Below are 24,881 nucleotides of genomic sequence, written 5' to 3' on the forward strand. Positions count from 1 at the left end.
AGGCGAATGCAAACGATATGGAAAGGCGCCGTCAGCTTCGGGCTGGTCAATGTGCCTGTCAAAATGTTCTCGGCGACGCAGGATAACGACCTGCCGATGCGTATGCTGCACAAGAAGCTTAACGTGCCGATTCAATATCACAGAACCTGCCCGAAGTGCGAGGAAGAGGTGAAATGGAGCGATATTGTCAAAGGCTATGAATACGAGCCCGGCCACTTCGTGACCTTCGACAAGGGCGAACTCGAGGAGATCGCATCTGAGACCTCGCGCGAGATCCGAATTCTCGACTTCGTGGACCTGGACGAGATCGACCCGATTTATTATCAGAAAACGTATTATCTGGCGCCGGAAAGCAATGGCACGCACGCGTACAATTTGCTTGTACAAGCCTTGCTCGATACGCGCAAGATCGGCATCGCCAACGTCAGCATCCGCTCGCGCAGCAGCCTGGCGGCGATCCGCATCGTGGACGGCGTCCTGTCGATGTCGACGATGTTCTACGCCGAGGAAATCCGCAGCAAAAAGGAGATTCCCAATCTGCCCGAGGAAACGAAAGCGGACGAGCGCGAGCTTCAGATGGCCCGTATGCTGATCGAGCAGCTTAGCGCGCCTTTCGAACCGGAAAAATACGAGGACGTCTATAAGGAAAAACTGATGGACGCGATCGAGGACAAGGTCAAGGGCAAGGAATTCAAGTTTGCGCCGGAGGAGAAGAAGACCAACGTCATCGACCTGATGGAAGCGTTAAAGGCAAGCTTGAAGCAGGCGGGGCCGGACAAGGCCCAGGCAGGCGGCGAAGACGACGGAGGCGACGCGGACAAAAAAGCGACGAAAAAGTCTGCCCGCAAGCGCAGCGCGTCCAAAGCCGAGAAGGACGAGCCGAAGACGAAATCGGCAAAATCGGAGGCCGCGGCCTCAAAGTCAAGGACGAAAAAGACAGGGAGCTGACCGATGGAGCTATTTACCCCGTTTACCCCGATGTCTCCCGTCGCGGAGGACCGCAGCCCGACAGGAAGCGCATGGGTACACCAGTTGAAATGGGACGGCTACCGCCTTATCGCGGAAGTCCGGGGCGAGAGCGTCAGGCTTTATTCCAAGCGCATGCTGCCGCAAAACGATTCCTATCCCGAGCTGACCGCAGCACTGGCGAGCCGGCCGGGAGACTACATACTCGACGGAGAAGCGGTCATCCTGGATCCGCGAACCGGCAAGCCTAGCTTTCAGCTCATGCAGCAGCGGGGCAAGCTGCTTGGCGACCGTCTGATCGAAGCTTCGGCCAGGCGGAATCCGGTTCAATATATATTGTTCGACCTGCTGTTCGCGGACGGCCGGGACCTTCGTCGCCTTCCATATACGGAACGCAGGGAGCGGCTGCTTGGTCTGACGCAGGGCTGGACGTCGCCGTTCTATGTCGCCGACGAGTTCGAGGACGGCGAAGCGCTGTGGCGGTGGGTCGAAGCGAACGGATGGGAAGGCATCGTCAGCAAAAAAAAGGCGGCGCCTTACATGGAAGGCAAGGAGCATCGGGACTGGTTCAAGCGCAAGACCGTCCATCATATGGATGTCGATATCGTCGGCATCATCTGGAAGGAGGGGCGCGTCTCCAGTCTCGTCATGCGCAAAGGAGACCGCTATATGGGACGTGTGTCGTCGGGCTTGAACGAGCAGGCGAAGGCTGCCCTTCGCCTGCTGCCCGCGGGACGATCCCGCGCCGATTATTGGGATGGCGTGCCTGAAGGCCTGCGCGGCGCGGATGTAAGGTGGCTGGACGAGCCGCTTGCGGGAAGGGTCAGCGGCAGGGAGATGACGGACGCGGGATTGCTGCGCCATCCCAAATTGATCGACCTGGAGGGAATCCGGCTATGAGCGTCACGGACTTCTATACGCTCGAAGTCGAAGGCTGCGAGATCAAGGTGACGAATCCGGACAAGCCGATGTGGCCGGAAGCCGGCATCAACAAGGCCATGTATTTGCAAAAGCTCGTCGCGCTCGCACCGTACTTGCTGCCGTATTGCAAGGACCGTTATATGACGGCCGTCCGTTACCCGGACGGAGCAGGCGGCAAAGCCTTCTATCAGAAAAACGCGCCAGAACCGCTGCCGCCTTTTGTCCGGACTGCCATGCGCGACCAGGTCCGCTATGTTGTCGCAGACACGCTGCCTGCCTTGCTGTGGATGGGCAACCTCGCCGCCCTCGAATTTCATCCTTCGTTCGAGTACGTGGGCGGCGAGGAGCCGGCGGAGTGGGTGCTTGACATCGATCCGAGCGATGCGCTGCGAGGCCGGCTGATGGAGGCCGTCTCGCTCATCGGGGAAGCGCTGGACGGCATGGGCATCTCATCCGTGCCCAAGACAAGCGGCGCCACGGGCATACAAATCATTATCCCCGTACGTCAGGGGTACAGCTTTGCGCAGCTTCGCAAGGCGGGTGGTTTCGTCGGCAAGTATTTGTCGCAAAAGTACCCGCAGCTGTTCACGATCGAACGGCTGATCAAAAACCGCAAAGACCGGATTTACGTAGATTATGTCCAGCATGCGGCCGGCAAGAGCCTCTCGGCCCCTTATACGCCGCGCGGACGTCCGGAAGCGACCGTATCGACGCCTTTGACTTGGGACGAGGTGAGGAATGGCGCCGATCCGCGCGCGTTCACGCTCCATACGATCGAAGCGAGGCTCGCAGGCATGGGCGATTTGATCGAAAAGGTGCCGAAGCAGTCGCTGGAGGCCGTTTTACAGTTCCTGAAATAAGTGCAACGACTGCATTCTGTAACAATTTATGGCTATACGGTCCCGATTCTTATGATGTACACTATAAGAGTCGGGAGGTGTGACATGGAGATCGGCGCGGCATTTTTTATGAGCATCACCATCCTGATCACATTCACGTTTTTATTTAACCTCATTTACAAATATTTGTTTCAACATACGTCCGGCCTGATTAAACAAGCTGCCATGGTTGTCGGTTTTATTGCGCTCGGATGGCTTGCCATGAAGTTCGGCGTCCGGTATAACGGGTCTGCAATATTCGACCTGCGCAACGTGCCGATTATTTTTGCCACGCTCGTTTTTCGCGACCCACGGCCAATTCTGGCGATCGGCTTCGGCATTGCTATGGCGCGGTTCGGCATCAACGGGATGTCGGCGTCCGCGTTTACCGCATTCTGCAATATCTCTACGCTCGGAATCGCCGGCGCGGGACTCGTCAGTCTTTATAAGCGCAAGAAAGACTGGGGATATCCGCGCAAGGCGGCCATATCGCTGCTAACGATCAACGCCTTGCAGGTCGGAGGCATTCTGGCGTACGGCGCGGTCGATCGCTTGAGTTACGCAACGCACGTGTTGCCTTATTCGCTGCCGGCGACCATTGTGCTCGGCACTTTTTTCCTGTTTATTATAAGGGACTTTTTTCTCGACCAGCAGCGGGCCGTTCAACTGAAGGAAACGAACGGAGCCTTGGAAAAGCGCACCCAAGAACTGCTCAATACCCAGAATATGCTGGAAGAAAAGGCCGAACTGATCCTGCAGGCATCCAGATACAAGTCGGAGTTCATGGCGAATATGTCGCACGAACTGAAGACGCCGCTTAACAGCATCATCCTGTTGTCGCAGATGATCGGAGAGAACGAGGAAGAGGGCCGACCCGAGGACAATCGCCGCTACGCCAACATCATTCAGGCGTCAGGCGAGCAGCTGCTGCACATGATTAACGATATTTTGGATCTTTCCAAGGTTGAGGCCGGCAAGATGGATATTGTGCTGGATATTCTATCGCTTAGCGACACGGTCGAGCTGCTCCACCGCCAGATGAAGCCGCTCGCCGAAGTGAAAAATCTCGATCTTCGCCTGCATATCGATGAAGACGTGCCGCAGACCTTGTTATCCGACGGATTGCGGCTGGGACAGATTTTGCGGAACCTACTCGTTAATGCCATTAAATTTACGGACAACGGCTATGTCGCGCTTGTCGTAACGACAGAGCGGCAGCCGAACGGAGCGGGCGACGGTCACGTCGTTTTTATGGTCAAGGATACCGGCGTCGGCATCGAGAAGAGCAAGCAGGAGTTGATCTTTGAAGCGTTCCGCCAGGAGGACGGCTCCATCAACCGCCGCTTCGGCGGTACGGGACTCGGGCTGTCGATTAGTCTGCAGCTAGCGACACTGCTCGGCGGAACATTGTCGCTGCGAAGCGCGAAGGGAGAAGGCAGCGAGTTCTCGCTGCGGCTGCCGATCGTTTCTTCGATCGACTCGCCAGTCCCGGAGAGACAGACGGCTGCAGCGCTTGAATAAGGATTAGCGCAGGACCAGCCAGGCTTCGCATTCGCTGCCTAGCGGCGGTTTGATACGACGGGGAAAGCATGATACAATCTTGAACGCGTGTTCACAATCGAAGAAAGAGGTGTTTGACTTGAAGTACAGGAAATTGGGACAAACAGGCCTCAAAGTCAGTGAGATCAGCTTCGGCAGCTGGATGACCTACGGCCACACCGTCGGCCAGGATACCGGCGCGAAGCTGATCGATCGCGCATTCGAGCTCGGCATCAACTTTATCGATACGGCCAACGTGTATGAACGCGGCGAAGCCGAACGCATGCTTGGCGAAGTGCTGCCGCGTTATCCGCGGGAATCGTACGTGCTGGCCACGAAGGCATTTTGGCCGATGGGAGACGGACCGAACGATCGCGGCTTGTCCCGCAAGCATGTGCATGAGCAACTGAATGCCAGCCTGAAGCGGTTGAATCAGGATTATGTAGACATATTCTATTGCCATCGCTACGATCCCGACACGCGCCTCGAGGAGACGCTGAGGACAATTGAGGATTTCGTGCGGCAGGGCAAGGTCCTGTATGTCGGCGTGAGCGAGTGGACGGGAGCGCAGATTCAAGAAGCGCTTCAGGTCGCGGACAAATACCTGCTCGACCGGATCGTCGTCAACCAGCCTCAATACAATATGTTCTATCGCAACATCGAGAGCGACGTGTTGCCGGTCAGCGAGAAAAACGGACTGTCGCAGGTCGTCTTTTCTCCGCTCGCGCAAGGCGCTTTGACGGGCAAATACAGACTTGGTCAGGCATTGCCGGCGGACAGCCGGGCTGCGGATCCGAAAACGAATATGTGGATCAAAGGCTTTTTGACCGAAGCGCATCTGCAGAAGGTCGAACGGCTGGACGCGGTCGCAAAGGAATTGGACCTGTCGCTATCGACGCTTGCGATTGCCTGGATCTTGCGTCACGAGAGTGTGGCCAGCGCGCTGGTCGGCGCGACGAAGACGTCCCAGCTCGAGGAAAACGTCAAAGCCTCCGGCGTATCGCTGTCGCAGGAAACGATCGATCGCATCGAGGAAATCTTGTCCTAAACGAGAAGGGCAATGTTTCAATTCGACCTTGGGGTATGCCGAAGCTGATTCAACTTGAGCGCGTCCGTCCAAGTTTAGTTATACGAACCTAGACGAACCGACAGGAGGAATGGCTATGCCCTGGGACAAAGACGATTACCCGGATTCGCTCAAAAACTTCATGGCCCCCGTCCGGAACAAGGCGATCGATATCGCCAACGAGCTGTTGAAGGACGGCTACTCCGAGCGTCGGGCGATCTCGATCGCCACGGCCAAAGCCAAGGAGTGGGGCGAGGATCACGACAAGCAAATCCGTAAAAAAGGGCACTGATACAACAAGGGAGCGAACGCCGGAGACGGCCGTTTCGCTCCCTTGTTGTGTTTCGCTGATTCCGCTGATTTTAAGCGATTCGGTTACAGCTTCAGTCCGCTCATAAGCGGCATGATCGTCTTGATCATGTCCATGCCCATCTTCATGAGCGGCAGCGCCTTCTGCATGAAGCCCATCAGGTCGTCCATCCCGCCGAGACCGCCAAGTCCGCCACCAAGACTAACGCCGCTGGCGCCGGCGCCAGCGCCCGCTGCCGCACCGGGCACTGTTGCAGCCGCGGCTTCCGTCGCAGCGCCCAGGGCGCTTATTTTCGCTTTTTGCCAAGACCGCGTCGCCGCCTGCGGATTCCACCTTTCCGTCCCCCGAACGCCGGAGAGCGTGAGCTCGCTGCCCTTGATCTGACCGATCAGCCCTACATAGTAGGTACCGTCCTTCATTAAAACGCAAACGGGCTGGCCTGGGTAGGTTCGCGCTGTTTTGCGCTTCCGCGCATTCGGCCGAACTGCCATAACCGGTCACCTCCTTTATTCTGCGGCTCGAATCGTATAGGATAGCTTTATACGGCTCCGATCCGTCTGTCGTTAATCGGTTCGCCGGTCAAAGAAGACGACGAGGCCGTAAACGTTGCTTCCTTCATTTTATGCGCGACGGACCGGATAGCTTGTGCATCTAACTATGTCGGCAATGGGATCCACAGCCGGATTAAGGGGGATTGCCGATGACCGAAGACGCGACGGGACTCCCTGCGCTTGCGACTTTTGCGGGCGGCTGTTTCTGGTGCATGGTCAAGCCGTTCGACGAACTGCCGGGCATCATTAGCGTTACGTCCGGCTACACCGGCGGACATACGGAGCATCCGACCTACGAATCTGTCGGAAGCGAGACGACGGGGCATGCGGAAGCGGTGCAGATTGCATTTTTTCCAAAAAAATTTCCGTACGAGCGGCTGCTCGACCTCTTTTGGCAGCAGATCGACCCGACGGACGGCGGCGGTCAGTTCGGCGACCGGGGCAGCTCGTACAGGACGGCGATTTTCTATCATGACGAACGGCAGCGCCAGCTCGCTACGGCGTCGAAGCAAGCGCTCGCGTCCAGCGGCCGTTTCAAGTCCCGGATCGTTACGGAGATCGTACCCGCGGGCACCTTTTATCCGGCCGAAGACGAGCACCAGCATTACTACAAGACGCATGTGCGCCATTACAAGCTGTACGCGGAAGGCTCGGGCCGCGAAGACTTCCTGCGCCGCGCCTGGCGGACCAAGCAGGACGAAGCGAGTCTGAGGCGCAGGCTGACGCCGCTTCAATACGAGGTCACTCAGCACGGCGAGACGGAGCCGGCATTCGACAACGACTATTGGAACGTCTATGAACCCGGCGTGTATGTAGACAGGGTCTCGGGCGATCCGCTTTTCGGCTCCGAAGACAAGTTCGACTCTGGAACGGGCTGGCCGAGCTTTACGAAGCCGCTTCACGAAGGCTTGGTGCGAAGAGAAGCCGATTATCGGGGAGGCGTCATACGCACGGCGATCGCGAGCAGGCTCGGAGGCACGAGACTCGGGTATTTGCTTTACGACGGGCCGGGTGCGGACAAGCTCCATTACCGGGTCAATTCGGCCGCGCTCCGCTTCGTGCCGTCGGACGGTCCCGGGAACGAGGGTGCGCTGAAAAGTGATCATTTTATAATTAACGAACAAATGTTCGATAAATAGGTTGAAAAAGCGGCCGTGCCCCTTTAGAATGGAAAAGAATACGATTCCAAGAGATGGAAAGGGCCGAAGACATGAACGTCCGATATGCAGAGATCGACGAGGCGATCGCCTACATTCATCAGAATCTGGACGAGCCTCTGCCGTTGTCGCGCCTCGCCCGTCACGTCGCTTTCAGCTCTTATCACTTCGCGAGGATCTTTAAGGAACGGATCGGCCTTCCGCCGCTGTATTACGTATCGTCGCTGCGTTTGCAGCGCGCCAAGGATCTGCTGCTCAATTCCAACCTGTCCGTGAGGCAGATCGGTCTAGAGATCGGACAGCAGAGCCTGGGTACCTTTACGACCCGGTTCACCGAGCGGGTAGGGATGACACCGGGCGAGTTCCGCCAATCCGAGCCCGAGGCCGCCAGATACTTGCGGGCGCTTCGCGATCTGTCCGATTGGCAGGAGCATGCGGCGGCCTCCGAGACGGGAGGCATGCCGGTGACCGGTACCGTCGTCGCCGACGAGCCGTTCGACGGGTTCGTACTGATTGGCTTGTTCGCCAAGCCGATTCCGGAGGGCTTGCCGATCTACGGCACGCTGCTGCCCGGCCTGGGCAGGTTTGCTTTTAGTGGCGTCAGGCCGGGCATCTATTACCTCATGGCGACGTCGGTCGCTTGGGAGATGCAGGCCAAGGACTTTTTGCTGCCGCAGCGGACGCTGCGCACCAGGTCCAGGGCGCCGCTATTCGTCGGACCGCACAGCGAGCCTTATCCGCAGCAGGTCCGGTTGTATCCGCCACGGCCGGACGATCCGCCGATCCTCATATCGCTCCCGGTGCTCATGAATCAATTTTTAAGCAGAATCGGCAAGTAACCTTTCATGCCACGATCACGAGCTTCGCGTCCCGCGAAGCTTTTTTTGCGTTGCTTGGCGTTTATTTAGGCGGATGCGGCGGGGCGACTCCACCATGCGCAAGTCCCGGCTCCGCAATAAGATATACGACGGGCGCTTTAGACTGATCATCCGATCGGTCCGGCCACTTGCCCCCGAGAGGAGAATCGGCTTGCAACCCATCGTGACCGTCGTCATCCCCTTTTACAACGATCCCTACGTAAACGAAGCGATCGACAGCGTGCTGGCGCAAACGTACGAGCCGATCGAGATCATCGTGGTCGACGATGGCTCTCAGGCGCACGTTGAACGCATCCTTCCGCCCTATGCCGGGCGCTTGCGCTATATCGGCAAGGCGAACGGCGGGACGGCAAGCGCGCTGAATGCCGGCATCCGCGCGGCATCCGGGGAATACGTCGCCTGGCTCAGCTCGGACGACCGGTTCCGTCCCGACAAGATCGAGCGTCAGCTGACTTATATGCGCGAGCGGAACGCCATGATCTGCTGCACGGACTTTGCCGTCATCGACGGGGGCGGCACGGTGGTCGACAGCCGCTACGGCGAGGCTTATCCTGACAGTCTCGCTTTGATGCGTCTGCTTGCATCCGTGAACGCGATTAACGGCTGTACGGTCATGATGCGCAAAGACATCTTCCAGGTCGTGGGGACGTTTAACGAAACGCTGAGATTTACACAGGACTACGATTTCTGGGCAAGGACAGTGCTCAGCGGCATTTCGATCGATTATTTGGCCGTGCCGCTGACGGAATACCGAATGCACGACGGGATGGGCACGATTCTGAATCGTCCCGGGCTCATGGCCGAGTATGACGGCCTTCGCGCGTTTTACGGTCACCGGATCGCGGCCTTGTTCGCGGAGGGAGGAGCGTACGAATGAAAATTCTGCTGGCGACCTACTGGCTGCTCCCGCATGTCGGCGGCGTGCACGCATTTATGGAACAAATCCGCAAAGCGATGTCGCTCCGAGGTCATCAAGTGGACCTGTTCGGCCATAGTCCGGATTATAAACAATACCATATGTACAGCGACGGCAGAACGTTCGAGAAAGCGCACGTCATGCCGATGATCGACTCCAAGCTGCGCTCGGCAGGCATCGCGCATTATCTGGACGACCCGGTCATCCGCCAGTACGAGATCGACAGATATTGCCTCGAGCTCGCAGCCGCTTATTTCGGTTTGGGCGAATACGACGTCATTCACGCGCAAGACGTTTTCTCCGCGCGGTCCCTGGCACGGGTCAAACCGACGCATACGCCGCTCGTTGCGCACATTCACGGCTCTGTCGCCCATGAACTGCGCGCGCACTTCCGCGATCACCCGGAGCTTGGCATCGGAGAGCATTCGCCTGCCTGGCGGTATTGCCATGCGATGGAATATTACGGAGCTTCCTCCGCCGACGTTACGGTCACAGCCAATCAATGGATGAAAACGATTTTGACCCGCGATTTTGGCGTCGAGCCTTCGCGCATTGAGGTGTTCCCTTACGGCCTCGACACGGATACCTTCCGGTCCCGCAGCGTGTTGGCGACGCCGGTGCGCAAGCCGGCAGGCAAGAAGGTGATCGCTTGCTCCGCGCGCCTGACGTTCGTCAAGGGCATCGACCTGCTGATCACGGCGCTTGCCCAATTAAAGCAAGTGCGTCAGGATTGGGTCTGCTGGCTGATCGGCGACGGTGAGCTAAGAGGCGATCTGGAACGGCAGGCGAGAGAACTCGGCCTGCAAAACGATATCGTTTTTTGGGGCTTCAGGCAGGATGCGCCCGCCATTCTCGCCATGACCGATATATTCGTCCATTCCTGCATTCTGGACAATCAACCGATTTCCGTCATCGAGGCGCAGCTCGCGGGCACGGCCGTCGTCGTCTCCGATGCAGGGGGTCTGCCCGAGATGGTCGATCACGGCAAGACCGGGCTTGTTTTCCCGAGCCGCGACACGGGCATGCTGTGCGCCTACCTGTACGATCTGCTCCAGCATGACGCCTATCGCGCGCGGCTTGCTTATGCGTCCAAGCTATGGGCGGAATCCCATTGGTCGATGAGTGCGATGATCGAGCGGCTCGCCGGCGTTTATGAAACGGCGGGACATATCGCACGCAGCGGAGGGAGGGGAATGCCATGACTTCCGACAACATCCTCGTGCCGGGCGCCTTATTCGCGGGCTTGTTCGATCCCGTAGCGGCTGCCGGGCCGGATCTCGCCGTAAACTACGAAGTGTGGAACCGAATTTATAATGCCGTGCCGGAGGGCTACAAGCTGCCCGATCTGCCGGTCGTGACCCTGCGGTTGCCCGGCGTCGGATGAACGCGGCAAAAAGCTGCGATAAAGCCCGCGAGGGCTTATCGCAGCTTTGGCGCAGCGGGATGCGGCTTTATTGCGATTCCTTAAACGCGATGCCGGACAGCATCCGATCCCAGTGGGCGTTGTTGCCGCCCCAGATGACGTCGGGATGCCCGGGCAGTTCTACCGTGCAGACGCGCTCCAACGGCCAATCGGTCTCCGTGAGCGTATCGACTTCGGTATGATTGACGAGCAGGACGCGGAAATCATGCTTGACGAGGCCCGACAATACGTCTTGAAGGCCGATCGCTTCGTCCATCGAGCCGCCGCATCGTACAAACAGCAGCTTGCGGGCGGTTTCGGCTTTTTCAAGCAAGCGTGCTGCGCGGCGGTCATATTTGATTTTGACGGCTGGATGGTCTTCGAGCAGCTCCGGCGTATTGCGATGAACGAAGAAGTCGTGGTTGGAGAAGGCGTTGTAGACGTTCTCCTTCACCAAAAACAGCTTGTCGCTCGCGTTCTGCACGTAGGTCAGGTGATCGCGGTCCATGAAGCCTTGGAACCGGTTCGCTAACAGACGGTTCACGTCCGCGAGCCGGGGCGTGCTCATCCAGTCGAGCGGTCCCGCAAACGGCCGGAGACCGCACCGTTCGAGCTGGATGGACGACAGGCACAGCTCGCCAAGACTGAAGATACCGTCGTACTCCCCTTCGATGTCGACTAATCGCATATGCGTTCGCCTCCCGGTTAACAGCAGGTTTCTATAATATAAATGCTTTTCGTCAACGAAAGGTTTGGACGAACATGCCGGGCGATCGCCGAATCTCGTCCCGCCCCCGGATAGATGCCTTAACCGATGCACCGCGCCGGAATATCGTATACCATCAAACGAACAAGAAGGTGAATCCATGTCCGTCTTCAAGATGGAGGCCGGCGCTCTGATGCCGATCGATTCGCGATTCGTCGGCATGCTCGAGGTGGACATCGTGAACCGCGGCGCGGAGGAGTTCAATGTTTGGATCCAAATGTCCGGTCCGGCGGGGCTCGTCTATGAGATGCTTGTCAGCGTCCAGGGCGGGGGGCGGAGCAAGCGGCTTCAGGACATGCATACGTACGAGCAGCCGTTCGCGCTGCTGATGATTACCAATACGAAAACGTACGACGATATCGGCATCTCGATCCGGGTCAAAAATGCAGGAAACCTGGTCGCGGTGTTTAACGAAGCGCATTTTGACCGGATGCATTGAGGCCGGGGGAGGTGTTCCATACCGTTGAAGGTGCTATTTGCTTATTATGTGCCGAGCGGCGGCGTGGAAACGCTCAACAGACAGCGGATTCGGGCGCTTCGCCGCTACGGGGTTGACGGTCATTGCCTCTACTTTGAGAACGGCGCGGGGTTGCAGAACAGCGCAGGTCTGCCGGTTACCGTCACGAACGACGACATGGAGATCAAGCGGCTGCTCGATGCCGGCCGGTTCGACGCGATCGTCGTTACCTCGGATTATTTGTCGCTCAAGAAGTTTCGCATGCTTGGCTATGCCGGTCCGCTAATCTTGGAGATCCAAGGCTTCGGCCCCAAAGCCGTCGCATGGCGGGAGCTTCAGGAAGCCATTCCTTATGTACAGCGTTTCGCATCGGCGCTGCTGAATCCTTACACGCCGCACATCGATACGATTTTTGAGGAATTATTCCCGAACATGCCCAAGTATCGCTTGCACAACTGCTTCGACGCCGAGGCATTCGCTTACGAGTGCGTCGGCTTTGCGCCCGGGCCTGAGATCGCGTGGATCGGACGAATCGAGGACAACAAAAACTGGCTCGAATTTCTGTTAATCGGCGCGCGTCTGGTCCATGAGTTTGACAAGGGCATTCGTCTTCGCATGTATGAGGATCCCGCGCTCGCAGTGAAGGAAGAGCGGGAGCGGATGGAGCAGTGGATCGATCGGCTCGGCCTGCGCGATAACCTTGCGTTTTTTCCCAACGTTCCGAACGCGGACATGCGCAAGCATCTGGCTTATATCGGCGATTCCGGCGGCTTCCTGTGCTCCACATCCAAGGTCGAAGGGGCGCCGTACGCGATCCTGGAGGCGATGAGCTGCCGCTGCCCGGTACTGACCAGCGATTCCGACGGCGTGTCTTCTTCGATTTACCACGAGCAGACTGGCATTTACTACACGCTGGGAGACATTACGCAGGCTTACGAAGCGGCGATCAAGCTATTGACCGACCGCCAGCTCCGCTCATCCATCCGGGATATGGCGGTCTCGCATGTCGGAAGCCGGTTCGCGCCGCATATTTACTGCGAGGGTTTCCTGCGGATGCTTCGTGACTTGCAATAAACCCGTTTGATCCAATCGCTAAATCTAATCGCTAAATCTAATCGCTAAATCTAATCGCTTAATCAAATCGCTCAATAAACCGTTCGGAAAGGAAGGATCGGTCATGATCAAATACAAGCATAACACCGGCGCGGAGCTCGGCAGCTTCCTGCCGTTCCCGATTCGCGACGAGATCGTGCTCACGTCCGTCAGCCTGCATGGGATCGACCCCGCAGACGAGGTCGTCTTGCACATCGAGATCGGCTGGGCCAATCCGGGGACCTTCGATATGGGCGAGCTCGAGGTGACGCTCAGGAAGGATTCCCCGGATGGGGAAATGGTCGAGTGGTCGCTGGAATCTTGCTTTCTAAGCGCGGTCACCAAGCTGGAATACCGGACGACTGGAGGGCTCCCGGATCAGCTGTATTACCTGTGCGTCCGTTCGACGGAAGGCCTCGCGATCATGAACGGGCCTTACCGGCTTGAAGGCAGGGTAGAGGCATAAGTTTCGGCGATGCCCGTGGCCGCGTCGTAGGCGCTGGCCCAACGCAGGACGCGCCGGGCCCTTCGCGGGTCGAGGCGGCTGTGCCGGATGTCGCCGGCTCTGGCAGGGGCGTGCCTGCGTTCGATGGCCGCTCCCCGGCATAGCTCGAGCAGACGAAGCAGCTCGTTGACGGACGTGGCGCGGCCGGTGCCGACGTTAAGCGTTTCGCGGGCACCCCGCGCGAATGCGGCGATGTTGGCGGCCACAATGTCGTTAACGTAGACGAAGTCGCGCGTCTGCTCTCCGTCGCCGTGTACGGTCGGCGGAATTGCCTGGCGAAGCCGGTCCAGAAAGACGGCCACGACGCCGCCTTCTCCCTTGGGCGTCTGGCGCGGGCCGTATACGTTGCCGTATCTGAGAATCGTGTAGTCAAGACCGTACAATTGGCTATAGATTCGAATATATTGCTCCGCCGTTCGTTTGGACAGGCCGTAGAAAGACATCGGTTCGGCCTTTTCGCGCTCGGATACGACCTCCTTGGAGACATTGCCGTAAACGGCCGACGTCGAGGCGAAGACGAATTTTCGCGTGCCGGCTTGGCGGCCGGCTGACAGCATGTTCAGGGTGCCCTCGACGTTGACGCTCGCGTCCTCCACGGGATTGGCAATCGAGCGCTGCACGTCGGCTTGGGCAGCCAGATGATAGATAACCTCCGGCCGAATGCCGGCAATGACGGCCCGCGCTTCCGGCGAACGGATGTCCGTCTCGTGGAAGACGGCTCCGGCAGGCACGTTGGCGCGATAGCCGGAGGACAGGTTGTCGATGACATGGACGTCAGCTCCTGCGGCGAGGAGCGCTTCGGATAAGTGGGAACCAATGAAGCCTGCGCCGCCTGTTACGGCTACGATCATAGAAAGGTGTCTCCCTCGTTCGAAATTGGAATAATCCAATGTATGAACGGGAGCCGGTTGTTGTTATCCGCCTTCATGCGCCATGCTATAATGGCGATAATCTGGCAATTCGGACAGGAGAGCGGGAAGATGGGGGATCGTCTGCACATATTGGTCGTCGAGGACGATGACGACATTAACCGGTTGCTCTGCAGCGTGCTGCGGTCAAGCGGCTATGAGCCCCAGCCGGCGTACTCGGGTACGGAAGCCGGGCTATATTTAGGTCAGCGCGAATGGGCGATGGTGCTGCTCGATCTGATGCTGCCGGGCAAGCGAGGCGAAGCGCTTCTGGAGGAGATCGGCGATCGATATGGATATCCGGTCATCGTCATTTCCGCCAAGAGCGAGCAGCAGTCGAAAATAACGGCGCTTAAAACGGGTGCTGACGACTATATTACGAAGCCGTTCGATCTGGAGGAGGTCGCTGCGCGCATCGATTCCGTGCTGCGCCGGCACCGGAGGCTGCCGCAATCGCAGGGACAAGACACGAAGCTGCTGAGACACAAGGATCTCACGCTCGATCCGGAGGCGAAGACGGTCGCCATCGGCGATGGCCAGTTATCGCTGACTGCGCGCGAGTACGACATATTGACGCTGTTCCTTTCTTCGCCCAAGAAGCTGTTCGCCAAGTCGAACCTCTTTGAGAGCGTGTGGGGAGAGGATTATATCGGGGGCGGAGAAAACGTCGTTAACGTACATATGAGCAACCTGCGGAACAAGCTCGCCAAAGCGAATCCGGAGGAAGAATATATAGAGACGATCTGGGGGATGGGCTACCGGCTCAAAACTTAAGGATTTTTTATGAATCGGCTTTAACAAGTCTTATGAATCGGCCTCTACACTTAAGCCAAGATGAGGAGGCTGGTAGAAATGAACGAATATGTACTTCGAACGCATCGATTGACCAAACAGTACAAAAGTCAGACCGCGCTTGACGGCGTAGACCTCACGATACAACAAGGGACGATCTACGGCTTTATCGGGCAAAACGGAGCGGGGAAATCGACGCTGATGAAGCTCGTGACGGGACTTGCTTTCCCGACATCCGGCACGGTAGAGCTGTTCGGGGCGACTGGCGGTTCCGAGCTTGTACAGGCGCGCAAGCGGATGGGCGTCTCGATCGAGAGCCCGGCGCTGTATCCGCAGCTTACCGCGGCCGAAAATCTGGAGGCGCACCGGCTGCAGCAGGGCGTTCCAGGCCGGGATAGCGTCAAGCGGACGCTTGAGCTGGTCGGCCTCTCGGGAACGGGGAGGAAAAAAGCGAAAAACTTCTCCCTCGGCATGAAACAGCGTTTGGCGCTTGGCGTCGCCCTGCTTGGAGCGCCTGAGTTTCTTATTCTCGACGAGCCGACGAACGGCCTCGATCCGATGGGGGTCGTCGAGATGCGCGACCTGCTGACGAAGCTCAACCGGGAGATGGGTATCACGATACTCATCTCGAGCCATATATTGAGCGAACTGCACCTGCTAGCCACGCATTACGGCATCATTCACAGAGGGAAGCTGCTGGAGCAGTTGACGAGCAAAGAGCTTCAGGAAAAGTGCAGGCAGTTCATACACATTAAGGTCGACCGTCCCGAACGAGCCGCAGCCGTGCTGGAGCGGGAGCTTGCGACCACCGCTTTCGAGGTGACAAGCGACGGCTCCATTCATTTGTACGCGTACTTGGATCGTCCGGCAGTCGTATCTTCGATGCTTGTCGGAGAAGGGTTGGCACTCGAGCAATTCATGCCGATGGGCGAGGACCTGGAGAGCTACTTCACGTCGCGGATCGGAGGCGGCCAGCATGCTTAACCTTTTGCGTTCGGAATGGTACAAGCTGCAGCGCAACCGTTCGTTTTGGCTGCTGCTTGCCGTCTTGTTCGTCTCTGCAACGGCATACGTCCTGCTTAACTATTTCGACGACCCGAATGACGGCGGCGCGCTTATATCCGCAAGCGGGCTTGACATGCTGACCGCTGCTATGGCCGGCAACACCTATATCATCAAGATCGGATTCAGCGTACTGGCCGGCTTTTTTATCTCGAGCGAATACGCGACGGGGACGATCAAGCGGGCGGTCGCATCGGGCTACAGCAGGTCCAGATTTATCATGGCCAAAATGCTTGTGTTTATGTTCGGCTCCATTCTGACGGCGCTCGTTTTTCCGCTCGTGAATCTGGCGCTCGGCACCGCGCTTTTTGGTTTAGGGGAGCTACACGGCGTTTCCGAGACGCTGTTCATCCTTAAGGCATTCGTGCTCACGGTTACGCTTTCGGCCGCTTTTGCGTCTGTCACCGGCGCAATCGCAACGCTGCTTACGGATAGCGGCAAGACGATCGGCTTCGCGTTCGTATTTTACTTTTTCGCGGACGGCATTTATATTGTGGCTGGCCGGCACCTGCCGTTCGTTCAGACACTATACGAGCATTCGATATTTAACTTGATTAACAATTATGCGGATCCGATGATAAGCCGTGCTCATTTCGCGGAAAGTGTTTATGTGCCCGTTCTGGTAGCCGTTGCATTCGTGGCGATTTCCATGGCTGTCTTTAGAAAGAAAGAAATCAAGTAACTTCGTTTGAAAGGAGAAAGTCGCATGGTGCTTGCCGCCGTCATTGCCGCAGGTTTAACGGCAGCGGTCTGTCTACTGCGGTTGCTCTTGGTGAAAAGGGAGATTCGGAGGTTCACCGGATATCTGCGGCAATACAACGACGGCGAATCCGCCGGCAAGCTCACGATCGGCATGCCGGATCGCGACATAGAGTCTCTTGCGGTCGAAGTCAACCGGCATACGGATTTAATCGTGTTGGCGAATGCGGAGCGCAAGCGGACGGAGGAAGAGCTCAGGCAAGCAGTGGCCAACATCTCGCACGATCTGCGCACGCCTCTGACGTCCATTTTCGGCTACATTCAGTTGCTGGATTCCAAAGGTCTGTCTGATACGGAGCGCAGCGATGCGCTTGGCGTGATTCGTAAGCGGACGCTGCGGCTGCAAGCTTTGCTTCACGACTTTTACGAGCTGGCGATGATCGATTCCACAGATTATGCTTTGAAGCCGGCCAGACTACGGCTGGACAAGCTTTTGCCTGAGATTCTCATGGGTTTCCACGACCAGATGAAGGAAAAAGAGCTCACGCCGACCTTTGAGCTGGAAACGCGGCACATCGAGATTCGAGCCGACGAATCCGCACTGCGGAGAGTCGTCGAAAATCTCGTCGTCAACGCGATTCGTCACGCGGTCGGCAGCCTTCACATCCGTCTCAAAGTCCATTCCGGATCGGCGTTTCTCAAGCTGTCCAACGCGGCTCCGCAGCTGCGAGGCACGGACACGGAGCTGCTGTTCAACCGTTTTTACATGGCGGATGCGTCCCGCTCGGGACTTAGTTCGGGACTGGGGCTGTCCATTGCGCGTGGTCTGATGGGCAAGATGGGAGGTATGTTAACCGCGGAGATGCAAGGGGATACGCTGTGCTTGATTTGCGAATGGAAGCTGCTTTAAAAAAGCCGGAGTTCCGGCTTTTTTTGCGCCGTTCGAATGCGGAAAATTGGCGCCATGCATGGAACGCCCGTCAGTTGCAAACAGTATGCGAGGACAAATTCCTTTGAGTACGGATGGACGACAATCGACGGCGAGGAGAAGGTTGCCGAAAATGAAGGAGTCTAAAAACCAAAAACAAACTGCGGCACTCCTTGCGCTATCCTCGATCCCGCTTATCATGACGTTGGGGAATTCGATGCTGATCCCGGTTCTCCCGGCGATTGAACGGGCGCTCGGCATTTCTGCGCTGAAGTCGAGCTTGGTCATTACCGTGTATTCGATTATGGCCATAATACTTATTCCCGTTGCCGGCTATTTGTCCGATCGGATCGGACGCAAGCGGATCATTATCCCCAGCCTTATCCTGGCGGCAGCCGGAGGCGGCGTGTGCATCTGGGCGGCTGGGATGAACAGCTATGGTTTGCTGCTCACCGGGCGCGCGATTCAAGGCATTGGCGCAGCCGGCGCCATGCCCATCGTATTGCCGCTCGTCGGGGACATGTTCAAGGACGAAGAGCAGGTCAGCACCGGACTCGGATTGATCGAAACGTTTAACACTTTTGGCAAAGTACTAAGCCCGATCCTCGGCTCTGCGCTCGCCCTCATCGCTTGGCGAACGCCGTTTTGGTCGATTCCGGTTTTGTGCGCCGTTTCGATCGTGCTGGTTCTGTGGCTCGTTCGGCCGCCAAAAACGGACAAAGCCAAGAAACCGGCGAGTCCCAAAGTGTTTCTTGGTTCCGTTTGGAAATTGTTCAAAGAAAAAGCGCGTTGGTTAACCGCATTGTTTATCGTCATTTGCTTCACCATGTTCATTTTGTTTGGCCTCTTGTTTTACTTGTCCGAGACGCTCGAAAAAGAGCACCACATGAAGGGCATCCTGAAGGGGCTGGTGCTTGCCATTCCGCTTGCCGTTCTTTGCGCGGCTTCCTTTGCAGCGGGCAAATGGATCGGACGCCACAAAAAGCTGATGAAATGGACCGTAACCATCGGTTTTTTTATAACGGCTTTATCCGTGGCAGGGTGTTTGATCTGGGATGTAACGGTAGGACAAATATCGCTACTAAGCGCGGCGGGACTCGGCATCGGGGCGGCTTTGCCGTGTCTGGATGCGTTCGTGACCGAAGGCATCGAAAAGGAGCAGCGGGGCTCGATCAGCTCCTTTTACAGCAGCATGCGATTCGTCGGCGTTGCAGCGGGACCGCCGGTCGCTTCTCTGCTAATGCAGCAGTCCGTTTCTTTGTTTTTTTGGGTCATGGTGGTTTGTGCATTTGCGGCTTCCTTACTGACCCTATTCCTCATTCGTCCCAAGAAGGACGCCCAGCCCGCGAAGGCATGAATCGAGCATCATCGTGCTAGAGGTCCGCGAGGACCTCTAATTGGCGTTAGGCGTTAGGCGTTTGTTGCGAATCGAGAACGGGTAAAAAAGGCCATCTGCGTAGCAAACTACTAAGGGGGGTATCGAGTCGTGTCCATTAAAACACAGCTATCGAGTCCGGCTCTCGATCCCCTGACGTGGAATTGGAGCCTTGTCACGGAAAGCCGACGCTCCCCTTTCAATGCTGCGGTCTCTGCAGCGCTTGCGGGGATCAGCATGGACGATCGCAAGAGGGACGCTGAAGAGCTTCGATGGTTGCTAAAAGGCATTCGGCGAGAATTGGGGTTTTACAAGGCCATTTATCCCGATGCCCCGTTCGAGCTGGAACTTGCCGCGGCATTCGCACGTCAGCAGGAGGCGCTTGATCGAAGTACGACTTCGTTTATCGACGATCCGGCGACATGCACCTGGGACGCATACTTGGGGCTCAAGTATGAGATTCGCAAACTATATAAGCAACTTGGCGGCATCGTTTCCGGCAGCGATTGGCAGACGCCCGGCAAACAGCTTCAGGGCGGGCAGCAATCGTTAACCGACGAAGCCGGATTCGCACAAGAGGAAGAAGGGACCTACCAACGTTGCTACGGCAGTGAAGCGGTGAAAAACTATGAAGACGAAGCAATGAAATCGTTTTACGGCATTCCCGATGAATTGAAGAGCCAGAGCGTCCTTTTCTTGACGACGTCCGGTATGAAAGCATTGGAACTCGCCATCGTCGCGTTCCGTTCGTTCTCGGATAACCGGCTGCCTTGTGTCGTCCAAACAGGCTTCTATGGCGAAGGCGTCGAGCTCGCCCGGACTTTACTGGACGATATTAAAGAAGCGTCTCCGGGTGAAATTTATAACCTGCTCGAAACTTCACAACCGGTAGGCTGCTTGATCGTCGATCCCGCACAATGTTGGCCTGTCAGACAACCGGTCCACTTGCGTACCTTATTCAAATCCTTGCAGCGTCATCGTCCGTCCGCGAAAGAGCAGCTGTTCGTCATTATCGATCGGACCCTCACCGGCATCTCCAACCGAATGTTCGAGCGTTACGCAGCCGGTCTGCCATCCCATGTCGTTCTGATAAGCGTTGAGAGCGGGATCAAGTATTTGCAGTACGGGTTTGACCTCGCAAACGTCGGCTATCTGGTCGCCTGCGGGCAAGCAATGGAAGCGGAGGCGTTTCGTACCCGATGGATCGAGCTGTTGTCGATTCTCGATGCCGGCGCGAGCCCGCTGGACGTCCGTCAGCTGCCGGTGCCCGATCTGGCTACGGTTTCTGCGCGGCTCGGTCGTTTTAACCGGAACGCAAGCTGGATGTGCGCGTTTCTGGCGTACCTAAAGTCACAAGGCCGTATCAGGCACTATTATTTATCCGTAAATCCATCCGATGAATTTTTGCTCGAAGGAAAGCATTGGCTCGGTTCCGTTTTTTACATCCAATTGAATGAAGATCTGTCCGAGCAGGATTATCAGGCGCGCATCGATGCGTGCGCGAGCGCCGCCCCCGCCGGCATACACTTGGTCTCGGGCGGCAGCTTCGGCTTCGATTCGCTGCGAATAAACGCCGTTCATGGAGATACGCCAGAGGAAAACGCGCTGCGTTTGTCAGTAGGCAGGGCGCCGCTTAATCAATTGATGGATACGATGCGAGTCCTTGCCGATCTGCTGTTCCGCGCTTAAAATACATAGGTGCGTATAAAAGGCAATCGGTTGTAAAGGATAAACGGCATGTCGAAGCTTGACAATCGCATATCGTACTATCAAAATATTGCCTAACGGGCTTTTATATCGATATAAGGCAGGTAGAAGAATGGGACGCAAATGGAACAATATTAAGGAAAAGAAAGCCTCCAAAGATGCGAATACAAGTCGCGTATATGCCAAGTTCGGCGTCGAGATTTACGTAGCAGCCAAAAAGGGCGAACCTGATCCGGAAGCCAATCGCGCGCTGAAGGTCGTTCTTGAACGTGCTAAGACATACAACGTGCCGAGAGCGATCATCGACAGAGCGCTCGACAAGGCGAAGGGATCATCGGAGGAGAGCTACTCCGAGCTGAGATACGAAGGCTTCGGGCCGAACGGCTCGATGGTCATCGTCGACGCGCTTACCAACAACGTCAATAGAACGGCTTCCGCCGTCCGCGCGGCGTTCAGCAAGAACGGCGGCAATATGGGCGTTAACGGTTCAGTCGCTTATATGTTCGATGCCTCCGCAGTGATCGGCGTCTCCGGCAAGACCGCCGATGAAGTCATCGACTTGATGCTCGAAGCAGACGTCGACGTCCGCGACGTTGTCGAAGAAGACGAAACCGTCATCGTTTACGCCGATCCCGAGCAATTCCACGCTGTGCAAGAAGCGTTTAAGCAAGCCGGTGTCTCCGAGTTCGCCGTCGCCGAGCTTTCGATGATCCCCCAGAATTACGTGACGCTGACCGAAGACGCCCAGGTCCAGTTCGAGAAAATGCTTGATGCCATCGAAGATCTGGAAGACGTCCAACAGGTTTACCACAACGTCGATACTGAAGAGTAACCGTTCGAGCCCGCGCAAGCGGGCTTTTTTAGTCTTTGCGTCTCCGCATGCGTATTCAAGCTTTGAGCGTTTCTGGCCCAAGTACGTCTCTATTCATAACCTACTTTCTCACATTACGACGGTATCCCCTACGCGCAGGAATGCGCCTTTAAGAGCGGAATTTCGAACGCTGATTTTAGCCCTGATAAGCGCCATTAGGCTATCCCTTTCCCGCAGGAGTTTCAGATTTGGAGTTGCAAGAAGTATAACGAAAAGGTTATAATGCGAACATATGATCTTATCTGATCTGGGGGAAATGGGATGAGTGCTTCGAACCGTTTGTGCGAGCGGGCACCGACTTTTAACGAAGAAGACTGCGAGATCGCACTTTTTCGTGCAAAATGGCCTGACGGCTTTCGTTGTCCCCGATGTGGGGGGCTTGACTATTATCGCATTGTTTCCCGTGGTCGCAGACTGTTCGAATGCAGTTCATGCTCCCGTCAAACCTCGCTTACCGCAGGCACGATTTTGCAAGGCACCCGCACGCCGCTTGTCAAGTGGTTTCAGGCGTTGTTTTTGATGCAGACGGGCATCTCGGCCGTACTTTTGGCCGAGTTCATTCAGGTTACATATAAAACGGCTTGGCTCATCAATCATAAGCTTCGATTTGCGATTCAAATGCACGACGAGGGCCGGCCGTTGGCGGGCGACTTGCAACTGTTGGGAGATTTCTACGCGCGGCCCGTGACCCATCGGCCTTCGGATCCTTTGACATACCGGGAGGAGCCTGCCGTCGCAGGTGCATCAATCGATCCGGAGAGCGGAGAGATTGCGGAGGTCAAAATTAAAAGAGTGTCCGCTAAGACATTCAATCGTCGCACGTTTGAGATCGATTCGTTCGGCAGCTTTTTGTGGCGTCATTCAACAGAAGATCGCGCAGGGGATCGGCGCATCGAGATCGTGAAGGCATCGGGACGCGAAGGCGTAACGGCTTTGGGCCTCGTGTGGCGCGGCGCGATCGGTTGGCTCGCACGGACGTTTGGGGGCATCAGGCCAAAGCATCTGCAGGCTTATCTGGACGAGTACTGCTTCCGCATTAACGTACGAACGGATGGTTTTAATGCATTGTTGTCCCTCTGCGGCCGGACCGGTACCATCACTCAACCAGAGCTCGTACGCAAGAGGTTCGGCGTCCGCTCCATCCGCTGGACCGGCCATACGAATGCAGCGAAGCTGTCTCGTTCACTCTGCGTTTCTTGACGGCAGAGGCTCTGAATTTACCTGGATTTTGCAAGGTCAGTCTCAATGGACGGACTCGTAATTTCTATTAAACTTCAGTATAAAAAGGAATCGATCGTCTCTTAAGCCTTTCTTGAAATTCCTGGATTCCTTGAATTTTTTAAGCTTCTTAAACATTTTGACCTTCATGAGCTTCATGAACTTCATGAACTTCTGTTCTTCCTATTTTTCTTACTTTCCGTTCTCCAAGTTCATCCTGAGTGAGGGGGATATCGTTAAAATGTCAGAAAAGGGTGTATTAGTCCTCGATAAAAGAAAGATCATTTCGATTTGACTGTGAGCAGATGAACGCATTGGATTTTACAAAACTTTGCTTGTTGCGAGATAGAGTTTGCGGAATATTTCTAATCAAGAGGTTAGTGTGATAGACTCCAATAGAAGATGGGCGCAATCGGTATAAAAAACGAATGCGCTATTGGGAGTGTCATGCATGTATGGAGCTCGTTTGTTTCTGACTATAGGAAGCTTGTTTATGGCTGTTGTATTTGTTTCGTCGTTCGCGTTTACGGTAGATGCCTATGATTCGTTTGCACAAACACTTGCGTCGACCGTGTGTTGCGCGCTTGTCGCGCTGCTGATCGCGCATGTACTGAATCGGCGACCCGGTCGGAAGACATTTCTCGTGTTGCTTGCTGTAATTGGCTTAGGTTTGCGGATCGGGTGGATTTGTATAAACGATGCGTTGCCTCGATCGGATTTTCTGTTTTTGTATAATGCGGCGCGCGAGGCAGCAGCGGGCAGCTTCGGATTTGCAGATTCGGCTTATTTTACGAGTTTTCCTTATCAGTTCGGTTTTACGATGTACGAGGCTGCGATCATACGCCTGTTCGGCGATTCTTTAATTGTTTTAAAGGTATTCGGTGCTATTTTTAATATCGGGACCGCCGTTATCCTGTATTTTACTGGAGCTCGTTTGTTTAATGAGACCTGCGGTAGGCTCGCTTCGTGCTTCTTCGCTTTTTATTTGCCGAATATTTTGATGTGCTCGGTGCTTACGAATCAACACCTGTCCGTGTTTTTGTTTTTTCTGGGGTGCTCGCTGCTGCTTAAACGCAGGGGCTCGCTGTTGTCTTGGCTATGGGCAGGGATTGCGATCGGGCTTGGTCAGTTGATTCGGCCTATTGGCGTGGTTTACCTGTCTGGCATTGTTCTGTTCGCATTGCTGGAAGTGTGGAAAAAGCTGCGTGAAGGAAGACGGCGAAAAGCCTGGCGGCAAGCTGGGATGTTGCTCGCCATGATCGGAATCTACGCCACGATTCAATGGGCTGCAAATGCATCGTTACAGAATGCGGGGATTACGCACCAAGCGTTGTCTGGCGGAGATAAGTATTGGAAGTTCATGGTGGGCTTAAATGCAGAGACGAATGGCGGTTGGAATAAGGAAGACGCGCAGTATGCAAACGGTTTTGCATTTGGTGAGGAAAGGCATGAAGCGGAGCTTTTGCGAATCAAGGAAAGGCTTGAAAATAAGACGGAAGTCCTGTCGTTGATGGGCAGGAAGCTGGTGCTGATGTGGGGCAGCGGGGATTCGTCAGCCTACTGGAGCCTTGAAGGTACGGGGCACGTTCAACTGGAGCGATCGCTAAGCTTGGCCGAAAGGCCGCTATACGTGATGTTTTGCGGGTTTGCGTTGTTTGCGTTGCTTGCGCTATGGAGAGCCGGCATGTATAGGGGGCCGCTGCTGTATATCCTTCTATTGTTGATCTACGCAGGCGCTCACCTAGCGATCGAGATTCAGACGCGCTATCGACTTGATTTAATGCCGGCCGTCATGCTGCTCGTCAGCTATGGCGTCTGGCAGACATATAGCTCCATTCGTAGAGCAGCATCCTCAATCAGCGAAACGTCCAAGGATACCGCCGGCGGCGTTGGAGTTTGACATTAAAGAGCATGGCG

Annotated in this window: 26 protein-coding genes and 1 pseudogene; 24 read left to right on the plus strand and 3 right to left on the minus strand. The window is 56.1% G+C overall.

The features are described 5' to 3' along the window. Positions 1–6 precede the first annotated feature (6 nt). From ku to ACFSR7_RS29405, 6 genes are all read left to right on the plus strand, one after another. Positions 7–948 carry a non-homologous end joining protein Ku gene (ku, locus tag ACFSR7_RS29380; protein WP_378167789.1) on the plus strand — a complete coding sequence of 314 codons (942 nt, stop codon included), beginning with the start codon at positions 7–9 and terminating at the stop codon, positions 946–948. A 3-nt stretch (positions 949–951) separates the two neighbouring features. Beyond that, the gene (locus ACFSR7_RS29385) at positions 952–1,866 is read left to right on the plus strand and encodes an ATP-dependent DNA ligase (protein WP_378167791.1); all 915 of its coding nucleotides are present in this window, start codon (positions 952–954) and stop codon (positions 1,864–1,866) included. Then, positions 1,863–2,747, plus strand: coding sequence for a non-homologous end-joining DNA ligase (ligD, locus tag ACFSR7_RS29390; RefSeq protein WP_378167792.1), 885 nt, complete (start codon positions 1,863–1,865; stop codon positions 2,745–2,747). Before ACFSR7_RS29385 ends, ligD begins: the two co-directional genes overlap by 4 nt. A gap of 84 nt (positions 2,748–2,831) precedes the next feature. After that, a complete protein-coding gene (locus ACFSR7_RS29395) occupies positions 2,832–4,286 on the plus strand; it encodes an ATP-binding protein (protein ID WP_378167794.1) in 1,455 nt (484 codons plus the stop codon). A 118-nt stretch (positions 4,287–4,404) separates the two neighbouring features. Continuing rightward, entirely contained in the window at positions 4,405–5,352 is a 948-nt protein-coding gene (locus tag ACFSR7_RS29400) for an aldo/keto reductase family protein (RefSeq protein ID WP_378167795.1), read from the plus strand. A gap of 115 nt (positions 5,353–5,467) precedes the next feature. Then, positions 5,468–5,662, plus strand: coding sequence for a DUF2188 domain-containing protein (locus ACFSR7_RS29405; protein ID WP_090115892.1), 195 nt, complete (start codon positions 5,468–5,470; stop codon positions 5,660–5,662). A gap of 83 nt (positions 5,663–5,745) precedes the next feature. Here the strand turns inward: ACFSR7_RS29405 and ACFSR7_RS29410 are convergent, their stop codons facing one another. Continuing rightward, on the minus strand, positions 5,746–6,171 hold the full coding sequence (locus ACFSR7_RS29410; RefSeq protein ID WP_378167797.1) for a hypothetical protein: 426 nt from the start codon (positions 6,169–6,171) through the stop codon (positions 5,746–5,748). 209 nt (positions 6,172–6,380) lie between these two features. Between ACFSR7_RS29410 and msrA the strand changes: the two genes are divergently transcribed. The 5 genes from msrA to ACFSR7_RS29435 all read left to right on the plus strand — a co-directional run bounded on the left by msrA (position 6,381) and on the right by ACFSR7_RS29435 (position 10,566). After that, the gene (gene msrA, locus ACFSR7_RS29415) at positions 6,381–7,370 is read left to right on the plus strand and encodes a peptide-methionine (S)-S-oxide reductase MsrA (protein WP_378167799.1); all 990 of its coding nucleotides are present in this window, start codon (positions 6,381–6,383) and stop codon (positions 7,368–7,370) included. 71 nt (positions 7,371–7,441) lie between these two features. Further along, on the plus strand, positions 7,442–8,227 hold the full coding sequence (locus ACFSR7_RS29420; protein ID WP_378167801.1) for a helix-turn-helix domain-containing protein: 786 nt from the start codon (positions 7,442–7,444) through the stop codon (positions 8,225–8,227). A 190-nt stretch (positions 8,228–8,417) separates the two neighbouring features. Beyond that, a complete protein-coding gene (locus ACFSR7_RS29425; protein WP_378167803.1) occupies positions 8,418–9,143 on the plus strand; it encodes a glycosyltransferase family 2 protein in 726 nt (241 codons plus the stop codon). Beyond that, positions 9,140–10,384 (plus strand): glycosyltransferase family 4 protein, encoded by a 1,245-nt coding sequence (locus ACFSR7_RS29430; protein ID WP_378167804.1) that lies wholly within the window; start codon positions 9,140–9,142, stop codon positions 10,382–10,384. The genes ACFSR7_RS29425 and ACFSR7_RS29430 overlap by 4 nt, the downstream gene beginning before the upstream one ends. Further along, positions 10,381–10,566 (plus strand): hypothetical protein, encoded by a 186-nt coding sequence (locus ACFSR7_RS29435; protein WP_378167806.1) that lies wholly within the window; start codon positions 10,381–10,383, stop codon positions 10,564–10,566. Before ACFSR7_RS29430 ends, ACFSR7_RS29435 begins: the two co-directional genes overlap by 4 nt. A 67-nt stretch (positions 10,567–10,633) precedes the next feature. Here the strand turns inward: ACFSR7_RS29435 and ACFSR7_RS29440 are convergent, their stop codons facing one another. Next, entirely contained in the window at positions 10,634–11,272 is a 639-nt protein-coding gene (locus ACFSR7_RS29440; RefSeq protein ID WP_378167808.1) for a DUF1796 family putative cysteine peptidase, read from the minus strand. Positions 11,273–11,450: 178 nt separating this feature from the next. Here ACFSR7_RS29440 and ACFSR7_RS29445 point away from each other — a divergent pair, with 178 nt between their 5' ends. The 3 genes from ACFSR7_RS29445 (at position 11,451) to ACFSR7_RS29455 (ending at position 13,365) form a co-directional block, all read left to right on the plus strand. Beyond that, the gene (locus ACFSR7_RS29445; protein ID WP_378167810.1) at positions 11,451–11,789 is read left to right on the plus strand and encodes a hypothetical protein; all 339 of its coding nucleotides are present in this window, start codon (positions 11,451–11,453) and stop codon (positions 11,787–11,789) included. 30 nt (positions 11,790–11,819) lie between these two features. After that, a complete protein-coding gene (locus ACFSR7_RS29450; protein ID WP_378168200.1) occupies positions 11,820–12,881 on the plus strand; it encodes a glycosyltransferase family 4 protein in 1,062 nt (353 codons plus the stop codon). Positions 12,882–12,984: 103 nt separating this feature from the next. After that, on the plus strand, positions 12,985–13,365 hold the full coding sequence (locus tag ACFSR7_RS29455; RefSeq protein WP_378167812.1) for a hypothetical protein: 381 nt from the start codon (positions 12,985–12,987) through the stop codon (positions 13,363–13,365). Here ACFSR7_RS29455 and ACFSR7_RS29460 read toward each other — a convergent pair. Next, positions 13,335–14,255 (minus strand): NAD-dependent epimerase/dehydratase family protein, encoded by a 921-nt coding sequence (locus ACFSR7_RS29460; protein WP_378167814.1) that lies wholly within the window; start codon positions 14,253–14,255, stop codon positions 13,335–13,337. The two genes, ACFSR7_RS29455 and ACFSR7_RS29460, sit on opposite strands and share 31 nt — an antisense overlap. Positions 14,256–14,384: 129 nt before the next feature. On the opposite strand from ACFSR7_RS29460, the gene ACFSR7_RS29465 reads away from it, so the two are divergent. From ACFSR7_RS29465 to ACFSR7_RS29510, 10 genes and pseudogenes are all read left to right on the plus strand, one after another. Then, entirely contained in the window at positions 14,385–15,086 is a 702-nt protein-coding gene (locus tag ACFSR7_RS29465) for a response regulator transcription factor (RefSeq protein WP_378167816.1), read from the plus strand. 78 nt (positions 15,087–15,164) lie between these two features. Further along, positions 15,165–16,088 (plus strand): ATP-binding cassette domain-containing protein, encoded by a 924-nt coding sequence (locus tag ACFSR7_RS29470; protein ID WP_378167818.1) that lies wholly within the window; start codon positions 15,165–15,167, stop codon positions 16,086–16,088. Then, complete coding sequence (locus ACFSR7_RS29475; protein WP_378167819.1) at positions 16,081–16,848, plus strand: ABC transporter permease; 768 nt, start codon at positions 16,081–16,083, stop codon at positions 16,846–16,848. The genes ACFSR7_RS29470 and ACFSR7_RS29475 overlap by 8 nt, the downstream gene beginning before the upstream one ends. A gap of 24 nt (positions 16,849–16,872) precedes the next feature. Next, entirely contained in the window at positions 16,873–17,775 is a 903-nt protein-coding gene (locus ACFSR7_RS29480; RefSeq protein ID WP_378167821.1) for a sensor histidine kinase, read from the plus strand. 85 nt (positions 17,776–17,860) lie between these two features. Continuing rightward, positions 17,861–19,150 (plus strand): MFS transporter, encoded by a 1,290-nt coding sequence (locus tag ACFSR7_RS29485; protein WP_378167823.1) that lies wholly within the window; start codon positions 17,861–17,863, stop codon positions 19,148–19,150. A 255-nt stretch (positions 19,151–19,405) separates the two neighbouring features. Beyond that, complete coding sequence (locus tag ACFSR7_RS29490; RefSeq protein WP_378167825.1) at positions 19,406–20,857, plus strand: hypothetical protein; 1,452 nt, start codon at positions 19,406–19,408, stop codon at positions 20,855–20,857. A gap of 130 nt (positions 20,858–20,987) precedes the next feature. Next, positions 20,988–21,707 (plus strand): YebC/PmpR family DNA-binding transcriptional regulator, encoded by a 720-nt coding sequence (locus tag ACFSR7_RS29495; protein WP_378167827.1) that lies wholly within the window; start codon positions 20,988–20,990, stop codon positions 21,705–21,707. A gap of 300 nt (positions 21,708–22,007) precedes the next feature. Continuing rightward, a pseudogene (locus ACFSR7_RS29500) lies at positions 22,008–22,178 on the plus strand (transposase); the annotation flags it as partial. Positions 22,179–22,214: 36 nt separating this feature from the next. Next, the gene (locus ACFSR7_RS29505) at positions 22,215–22,946 is read left to right on the plus strand and encodes a hypothetical protein (protein ID WP_378168225.1); all 732 of its coding nucleotides are present in this window, start codon (positions 22,215–22,217) and stop codon (positions 22,944–22,946) included. A 511-nt stretch (positions 22,947–23,457) separates the two neighbouring features. Next, complete coding sequence (locus ACFSR7_RS29510; protein WP_378167829.1) at positions 23,458–24,864, plus strand: ArnT family glycosyltransferase; 1,407 nt, start codon at positions 23,458–23,460, stop codon at positions 24,862–24,864. The last annotated feature ends 17 nt before the right edge of the window (positions 24,865–24,881 follow it).

Source organism: Cohnella sp. GCM10020058 (assembly GCF_042683485.1).
Lineage (GTDB): Bacteria > Bacillota > Bacilli > Paenibacillales > Paenibacillaceae > Cohnella.